This is a genomic window from Arthrobacter sp. P4_F10 (assembly GCF_056401435.1).
In genome coordinates, this window is record NZ_JBFUJJ010000080.1 from 1 (window position 1) to 3505 (window position 3505).

Below are 3505 nucleotides of genomic sequence, written 5' to 3' on the forward strand. Positions count from 1 at the left end.
CGCCGCCAGCGTTCATCCTGAGCCAGGATCAAACTCGATCAAACTCTCCGTTGAAGTAAAACAGACACAACACGCGCCCCCGGGAAAACGGGATGCACGCACTGCACAAAATTTGAAACCAGCTGTAAAAACCAGACCACACCACGGGGTGGCGCAATCCAGTCAATTCAACCAATCCATATACAATAAATTGGTATCAACAAACTTGGCACACTATTGAGTTCTCAAACAACAGACACACCCGGCACCACCACAACCACATTTCGGTCGAGGATCGCTCCGGAGCAACTTTTCAAACTTACCCGAGTCCGGAACACTTTGCAAATCAGCGTTTCCGCGACCCGCAAACCATCCGACCCGCCCCATCCCGAACCCGGAGCGCACAAAACGCCGACCAGATCCGGTCTTGAAATTTAGGGGATTGGCCGCCTCCGGTTCCCAGCTTTCCGCTGGTCTCCCTCTCGGCGACTTAGAAAACAATACACCCACCCACGCCCCACCGCAACTCCACCCCACACACCCGCCCCACCACCCCAAAACCCCGCCACCACAGGCCACAACCACCCAAAAACACCCCAACACCCGCCCCGCCGCCCCAACCCGGAACTGTGCACTGCATCACCACAGCACCAACCGCAGCCAACAACACCGCCGCCGGCACCACCGAAAGAACACCCCGCCGGCACTCTGTCGGGAACCGACGTTGTCTTCGGGCACGCCATGGTGTTCGCAACGAACACCGGGCGCAATGGGCGGCCTGGCACTGAGCGGCTGGCGAGACAGTTCTTATGCTCACGGAGTCTTATGCTCACAGAGGCAAGCTGCGGGACGTCGCTACCGACCAGAAGGGCCTGGCAGTTCTGCTGCGACTTTCTGCTCTTGTGCAGCCATTTTGGTGTCCGGGACAATTCGGGGCAAGCGGAACTTAGGATTCGGGGCCGGACTGTGACGTCACTCCCCGAGCTGCGGGGCGGCCGGCCCGACCCGCCGCCTCATAGCCCGGCTCACTGCAGTGGAAGGAGGGGGCATGAACCAGCGTCGGGTCGATGAAACATTCAGCGTCAATGAAGTCAATGAAACCGTCAGCCCTGCACGCGCTAAGCGCACCCGGCTGTGGCTCGCGGCGGGCGCACTGGCCGGCGCCAGCCTCCTGGGAGGCGCGACTGTCGCCCCTGCAGGGATGCTTGCGCTCCCCGGCAGCCCGCAGTCCACCTCACAGCAGACAGGGACTCAGCCTTTCGGGCCAGCCTCCTACAAGGCTGAAGATACTCTGGCTGCCTTCGGCCGCATTACCTACGACTACGAGCCCTTCCGTTCCCCGGCGGCGCTGGCAGCGGCGAGCCAGGTGATCGTCCGGGGAGCCGTGGTGGGGGTCCGGAAAGGAAGGGTCGGCACCGGCATCCACTCCATTGTTCTGATCCTGCGCGCTGACACCGCGATCAGGGGCGGACTGCCACAGGGCAGTGACGGGAATGTCTATCTTGAGCTGAATGGTGCAAGGAGTTCGGATCCCCTGTACTTCCTGAAGGCCTTTCCCAAGGGGGCCGCTGCCGTTGCCTACATGGTGCCCGCTGGGGACGGTACACCCAGAGAAGGAACGGACGTGACGGTAGAGAACCCGATGGCGGGCCGTCCGGACGGGCAGGCGCTGTTCATGGCACCACCGCAGGGTCTTGTCCTTCAAGCCGGCGACCACGACGTCGTGTGGCCGCTCATCGGCGAACGGGCACCGGGGAAGATCGTCGATACGCTGCCCGGGGGCAACCTGATCAGGGGGTAGCCGCCGAATGTGCCGACGGGCAGGGTCTTGTGTTTTGGGGGCTTAAATGCGCAAGGACCCCCAACGTGGTTGGGGGCCCTCGACCTCAATGATGTTCCGGCGGGAACCTAGCACTGGGGGTCCTGGTGGTTGGGACACCGCCGTTCCCGGCCTTCCAGGCTGCTCTGGCGGATTGTTGTGGGGGTAAATGGCCCATCACAGATGAGGGTGTAGCGGACGGCGGCGCGTTCGACAGGCGCACTGCAACCGGCTCGATGCCGATTGCGCACCGTGTCGCTGGTGTGCGATCATTCCCGTGATCGTGATCCATCGGCAGGAGGTGAGACCCATGTATGCAGTATCCGCAATGGGTGCTCCCCACAGTCCACGATCGCGCGACTGAGCTAGTCGCCACCGGGAGCGCCCAACAGCCAATTCGCGAAAGGCGACTCCCATGAACACCACACCCTCTTCAACTCTGCACATCACCTCGATGACAGCCTCCGACCGGCCGAGGTCCGACCAGAATCAGCCGCAGGTCGACGCCACAAAGCAGGTGCGCGCTGCGGGCGGGCGCGCGTTGGTGCTCGGTGGCGGCGGATCGACAGGCAACGCGTGGCTGATCGGCGTCATCGCCGGCCTCTTCGATGCCGGGCTGGATGTGACTGAGGCTGATCTGGTCATCGGGACGTCGGCCGGCTCGACCGCCGCGACCCAGATAACCAGCGGGATTCAGGCGACCGAACTGCTTGCCGCTATTCTTGCCGCGGCGCCCCAGCAACGTACCGGTCCGGTCGGATCCGACCGTGGACGCGTTCCGATCAGGCCGGCGGCGGACCACATGGAGAGAACGAGCAAGATCATCGCCGCCGCTGAGGATGCGGCCGACATGCGCCGCAGAATGGGCGCCGCGGCACTCGATATGGCTGCGGCGTCGGACGGCTCCAGGCAAACGCGGTGGCGCGCGACCGTCGCCGCGCGGCTGCCCAGTCAGCACTGGCCGGAACGAACAGTGCTCATCACGGCGGTCAATGCCCATACCGGCGAACCGGTCGTGTTCGACCGCCACAGCGGAGTCGACCTGGTGGACGCCGTCGCGGCCAGCTGTGCCAGTGGCTTCGCCTACAGGATCGGAGACAAACGGTATATCGACGGCGGCTACCGACGCAACGAGAATGCAGATCTGGCAGCCGGAAACGGGCGGGTGCTGGTGCTGTCGCCATTCGGCGGCAGAACACGGACGCCGTTGGAGTGGGGCATGCATCTTGCAGCACAGGTCGACGAGCTACGCGCGCGCGGCAGCAAAGTCGAAACGATCTTCCCGGATAGCAACTCTGAGCATATGTTCGGCGCCAATGCGATGGATCTGTCCCTGCGTCCGCCCGCCGCTCAGGCTGGTTACAACCAAGGCAGAGCCCTTGCCGAACAGCTCACCGATTTCTGGCGCTGACGCTCTCGAACCTGAAACGAGGTCAGGCCCCGACTACATCCTCGGTCATGAAGAGCCGGTTAAATGCGGGAGGACCCCCGACCTGTGGTTGGGGGTCCTCGACCGTGAATGGTGTTCCGGCGGTGACCTACTCTCCCACACCCTCCCGGGTGCAGTACCATCGGCGCTGTGGGTCTTAGCTTCCGGGTTCGGGATGGGACCGGGCGTTTCCCCCACGCTATGACCGCCGTAACCCTGTGTCCGCACCCTGCCGGCCGTGCCGGGGGTGGGAAATCTGGTGGTTACAACATCTGTGG

General features: G+C 63.5%; 3 protein-coding genes and 1 rRNA gene. 3 read left to right on the forward strand and 1 reads right to left on the reverse strand.

Annotated features, from left to right (window positions below; translation table 11 throughout):
* The 3 genes from AC1DR1_RS22975 to AC1DR1_RS22985 form a co-directional block, all read left to right on the forward strand.
* Window positions 1–220, forward strand: a 220-nt coding sequence (locus AC1DR1_RS22975) for a hypothetical protein (RefSeq protein ID WP_476993435.1), incomplete at its 5' end; no start/stop codon positions are given.
* An 807-nt stretch (window positions 221–1027) separates the two neighbouring features.
* Window positions 1028–1780 (forward strand): hypothetical protein, encoded by a 753-nt coding sequence (locus AC1DR1_RS22980; RefSeq protein ID WP_476993436.1) that lies wholly within the window; start codon window positions 1028–1030, stop codon window positions 1778–1780.
* Window positions 1781–2213: 433 nt separating this feature from the next.
* Complete coding sequence (locus AC1DR1_RS22985) at window positions 2214–3209, forward strand: patatin-like phospholipase family protein (RefSeq protein WP_229996202.1); 996 nt, start codon at window positions 2214–2216, stop codon at window positions 3207–3209.
* A 114-nt stretch (window positions 3210–3323) separates the two neighbouring features.
* On the opposite strand, the gene rrf is transcribed toward AC1DR1_RS22985, so the two are convergent.
* A 5S ribosomal RNA gene (gene rrf / locus AC1DR1_RS22990) occupies window positions 3324–3440 on the reverse strand.
* Window positions 3441–3505: the final 65 nt, after the last annotated feature.